Origin of the sequence: Nguyenibacter vanlangensis, assembly GCF_013376155.1 — a bacterium.
In the GTDB taxonomy this organism is placed as follows: Bacteria; Pseudomonadota; Alphaproteobacteria; order Acetobacterales; family Acetobacteraceae; genus Gluconacetobacter; species Gluconacetobacter vanlangensis.
Genome location: NZ_JABXXP010000247.1, coordinates 1 through 4083 on the forward strand (window position 1 = coordinate 1; position 4083 = coordinate 4083).

6 protein-coding genes are annotated in these 4083 nt (G+C 66.9%); 3 read left to right on the forward strand and 3 right to left on the reverse strand.

Annotated elements, in window-relative coordinates; all coding sequences use genetic code 11:
* From HUK84_RS11665 to HUK84_RS11675, 3 genes are all read right to left on the reverse strand, one after another.
* A partial coding sequence (locus HUK84_RS11665; RefSeq protein ID WP_246285638.1) for a pyrroline-5-carboxylate reductase family protein occupies window positions 1-576 on the reverse strand: 576 nt, incomplete at its 3' end.
* Between the two features lie 71 nt (window positions 577-647).
* Window positions 648-1151 (reverse strand): type III secretion system chaperone family protein, encoded by a 504-nt coding sequence (locus HUK84_RS11670; RefSeq protein ID WP_176640443.1) that lies wholly within the window; start codon window positions 1149-1151, stop codon window positions 648-650.
* A gap of 200 nt (window positions 1152-1351) precedes the next feature.
* Complete coding sequence (locus HUK84_RS11675) at window positions 1352-1675, reverse strand: accessory factor UbiK family protein (protein WP_176640444.1); 324 nt, start codon at window positions 1673-1675, stop codon at window positions 1352-1354.
* Between the two features lie 177 nt (window positions 1676-1852).
* Between HUK84_RS11675 and rfaD the strand changes: the two genes are divergently transcribed.
* The 3 genes from rfaD to HUK84_RS11690 form a co-directional block, all read left to right on the forward strand.
* Window positions 1853-2833, forward strand: coding sequence for an ADP-glyceromanno-heptose 6-epimerase (rfaD, locus tag HUK84_RS11680; protein WP_176640445.1), 981 nt, complete (start codon window positions 1853-1855; stop codon window positions 2831-2833).
* Between the two features lie 76 nt (window positions 2834-2909).
* Window positions 2910-3755 (forward strand): prolipoprotein diacylglyceryl transferase, encoded by an 846-nt coding sequence (lgt, locus tag HUK84_RS11685; RefSeq protein WP_176640446.1) that lies wholly within the window; start codon window positions 2910-2912, stop codon window positions 3753-3755.
* A gap of 32 nt (window positions 3756-3787) precedes the next feature.
* The coding region (locus tag HUK84_RS11690) for an SAM-dependent methyltransferase (RefSeq protein WP_176640448.1) at window positions 3788-4083 on the forward strand (296 nt) is incomplete at its 3' end.

Genomic DNA, 4083 nt, shown 5'->3' on the forward strand with positions numbered 1-4083 from the left:
CCCCGAAACGGTGCGGCGGGCGATGCGGCGGGCGAGTTCCGGCGGCAGGCCCAGCGCGGTGCCTGTCTGTTCCATCAGTTCGGCAAGCAGGAAGACATAGGCCGGGCCGCTGCCCGAGATCGCGGTCACGGCGTCCATCTGCTCTTCCCGGGTGACCCAGGCCGTGTCGCCGATGGCCGAGAGTATGCGTTCGCACAAGGCGCGCTGGGCGTCGCTGGCCCCGGGCGGGGCATAGCAGACCGTCATGCCCTGCCCGATCGCCGAGGGCGTGTTGGGCATGGCCCGGATGACGACGGCATCCGGGCAGCCCGCATCGGCCAGCGCCGCCGTCAGCCCGCCGACCGTCTTGCCGGCCATGACCGACAGGATGGGCGCTTGGCGCGCGAACGGGGCCAGGGCGGGCAGCACCTCGGCAGCCTTCTGCGGCTTGGCGGCCAGGACGATCAGGGAAGGAACGAAATCCCGCGGAAGGTCGGCGGCATCCCGCACGACGCGATGCGGCGCAGGGATATCGTCGCGGTGCCGGTCGAGAACGACCGACGGAGCAAGTCCGTCGGCCAGCCAGCCGGCCAGCATCGCGCCGCCCATCTGTCCGCACCCGACCAGAAGCAGGGGGGGAATGGGAGCGAACGGCGAGGCCGAGTTGCTCACGCCTCGCCCGCGCAATCCAGCATCGCGGCCTCCAGCGCCTCCGCAGGGGTCTTGCCGCCCCACAGCACGAACTGGAAGGCGGGGTAGAAGCGCTCGCACTCGGTAATGGCGATATCGACCATGTCCTCGAGACTTTCCATCGATGCGCCGGGGGCGCCACGCAGTAGGACCGCGTGGCGGAACAGCGGCATGCCGCTCTCAAGATCCATGCCGAAATGGCCGATCCACAGTCGCTCATTGGCCAGGGCGACCAGTTCGAACAAGGCCCGGCGTTGCTGCGTTGGGACCTTCAGGTCAAATGTGCAGGTGAAATGCATCGCGCTGACTTCGCGCGACCAGGAAAAATATAGACCATAATCGCACCATTTTCCGGGGGCCTCGGCGGCCATTTCGGAATCGTTGCGGCGTTCGAACGCCCATTCATAGCCGCCGACGATCTGTTCCATGAGATCGAGCGGGTTGGAGTCCTGGGAGGGAGAGGAGGGCGTGAGAGCAGGCATATGGGACTCCCCTGAGCCGTGGAGGGAGGCCGGCGTCGCGCACCGGACCCCGGACGTCTGCGTAAGCGGGCCGCTGGCCGTTCCCGCCACGGGTGAGAACGCGGCCACATTTCAACCCTATGGGCGGTTCGGGCAGACTGGCAAGAGTCACGCGGACGCGGGCGTGCCGTCCTGCGGATTTTTTTGCGTTTCGTTCGGCTTCAGAACGGGTTGGCTGTCGGGTTCGTTTCGCCGGGCATGGAGGGCGGAAAGGGGGGCGTGCCGGGTTGAGCTTCAAGGGCCACGATTCGGGCCTCGAGCGCCGCGAGGCGGGCATCGGCCTCCTCCTGCGCCGAGCGTGCCCGGCCGGCCAATTCGCGCACCACCTCGAAATCTTCTCGTCGGACCAGGTTCAGCGTCGAAAGGACCTCGTCGACGCGGGCTCGAACGATGGCGCCGATTTCTTCCCGCAGTCCAGCCAGCGCCGAGAAGGCGCCGCCGGCAACGCCAGCGAGATCGTCGAAGATACGGGGCCTGTCGGGCATGGCGGAGCCTCCTGTTCCAGGGTGGGTGGTGGCCGGATTGGACAAAGCCGCCCGGCGGTGCATCTGGCAGCATATAGACATTCCGGCCCACGATGGCCATCCGGCAAACGGCGGGCCGGTGGCATGGGACGTCGCGGGTCTTCGATCGCGCAGCGAACTGCTCTATAGAGTCAGGTCATGATCATCATCACCGGTGGAGCCGGGTTCATCGGCTCATGTCTGCATGCGGCGCTTCGGGCGCGGGGCGAGGAGACGGTCATCGTCGACTGGCTGGGTGCGGAAGGGAAATGGCGCAATATCGCGCGCCATGCCCCCGAGCGGCTGCTTGCGCCCGAGGCTCTGGACGATTTCCTGGCCGGCCAGCCGGCCGTGACGGCTGTGTTCCATTTGGGCGCGATTAGCGAGACGACCGCGCGTGACGGAGACCTGATCTGGCGCACCAATATTGACCTGTCGGCGCGTTTATGGGCGTGGTGCGTGCGGCACGGTGTGCGCTTCATCTATGCGTCATCGGCTGCGACCTATGGCGCCGCCGATCGGTCGGAACTGTTTTCGGACGATCCCGCAATGCTGGACTCCCTGCGGCCGCTGAACCTGTATGGCTGGTCGAAGCATGTATTCGATCGGCAGGTAATGGCGCGACTGGCCCGGGGCGAGGCCGCGCCGCCGCAATGGGCGGGGCTGAAATTCTTCAACGTCTTCGGCCCGAACGAATACCACAAGGGCAAGATGATCTCGGTCGTGAAGGTGAAATATGACGAGGTCAGTCAGGGCTTGCCGGCGCGGCTGTTCCGGTCAGATGTGCAGGGATTGGCGGATGGAGCGCAGGCGCGGGACTTCATCTGGGTCGGCGACGTGGTGGACGTGATGCTGTGGCTGCTGGACAACCCGCAGGTCAGCGGGCTGTTCAATTGCGGGACCGGGGTGGCGCGGACCTATCTGGACCTAGCCCATGCGGTGTGCGACGCCACGGGTGCGCCAAGGCAAGTGGAATTCATCGACATGCCCGCCAATTTGCGGGGACAGTACCAATCCTATACCTGCGCGGACATGACGCGCCTGCGGGCGGCGGGCTATGGACGGCCGTTCACGACGCTGGAAGACGGGGTCCGCCGGTACGTGCGGGATTACTTGGCCGCGCCCGACCCATATCTGTGACGCATCGTCCGGCCCGCTCGTCCCTGGCCGCCCCGACGCCATTTCGTAACGCCATTTCGTAGCAGAAAGACGCTGCATGCTGCCCGTCCTGATATTTCCGCAATTCGATCCGGTCATGGTGCATGTGGGGCCGCTGGCCATTCGCTGGTATGCTATGGCCTATATCACCGCGCTGCTGGTCGGCTGGCGGCTGGTGCGCCGCCTGGCGGGATTGTCGCCCCGTGCGGCGACCGCGCTGCAGGTCGACGATTTCCTGACCTGGGCGACGCTGGGTGTCGTGCTGGGGGGGCGGCTGGGCTATATCCTGTTCTACCAGCCATCGCTGTATCTCGCGCATCCGATGGCGGTGGTGGAAGTCTGGCGCGGGGGAATGTCCTTCCATGGCGGGGCGCTTGGCGTCGTGGTGGCGCTGGCGCTGTTCTCCTGGCGCAATAAGCTGAGTTTCCTGGCGTTTTCCGACCGGGTGACGGTCGTCGTGCCAATCGGGCTGGGGCTGGGGCGCATCGCCAACTTCATCAACGGGGAATTGTGGGGGCGCCCGGCGCCGTCCGGCCTGCCCTGGGCGATGGTCTTTCCTCAGGCCGGCCCCCAGCCGCGGCATCCGTCCGAACTCTACGAGGCGCTGCTGGAGGGGCTGGCGCTGTTCGCGATGATGTGGGTGATGTCGCGCCGGCAGGCGATCCGTGAGCGGCCGGGCTTCCTGTCCGGGCTGTTCCTGTTCGGCTATGCCGTGGCGCGCAGCATCTGCGAGTGTTTCCGCGAGCCGGATGCCTTTATCGGGTTTCTGCCGTTCGGCACCACCATGGGGCAGATCCTGTGCATTCCCATGGCGATTGCCGGCGCGGGGCTGATGCTGCAGGCGATGCGCCGGCCGCCGCGGACCCTGCTGATGCCGGTCGATACGGGCTCCGAACGCCCGTGAGCACGGATGCGCCCGAACGGCTGGATCGTTTCATGGCGCGGGCCAACGCGACCTACTATGCCGGGCGCGATCCGTTCGCCGATTTCGTTACCGCGCCCGAGATCTCGCAGATCTTCGGCGAGATCCTGGGGGCCTGGGTGGCCGTCACCTGGCAGGCGATGGGCCGTCCGGCGCCGTTCCGTCTGATCGAGGCCGGGCCGGGGCGCGGAACGCTGATGGCCGACATGCTGCGCCTGCTGGCAAGGGTGGCGCCCGATTGCCACCAGGCGGCGCGCATGCATCTGCTGGAGCAATCGCCTCGCCTGCGCGCGGTGCAGCATGCGGCGCT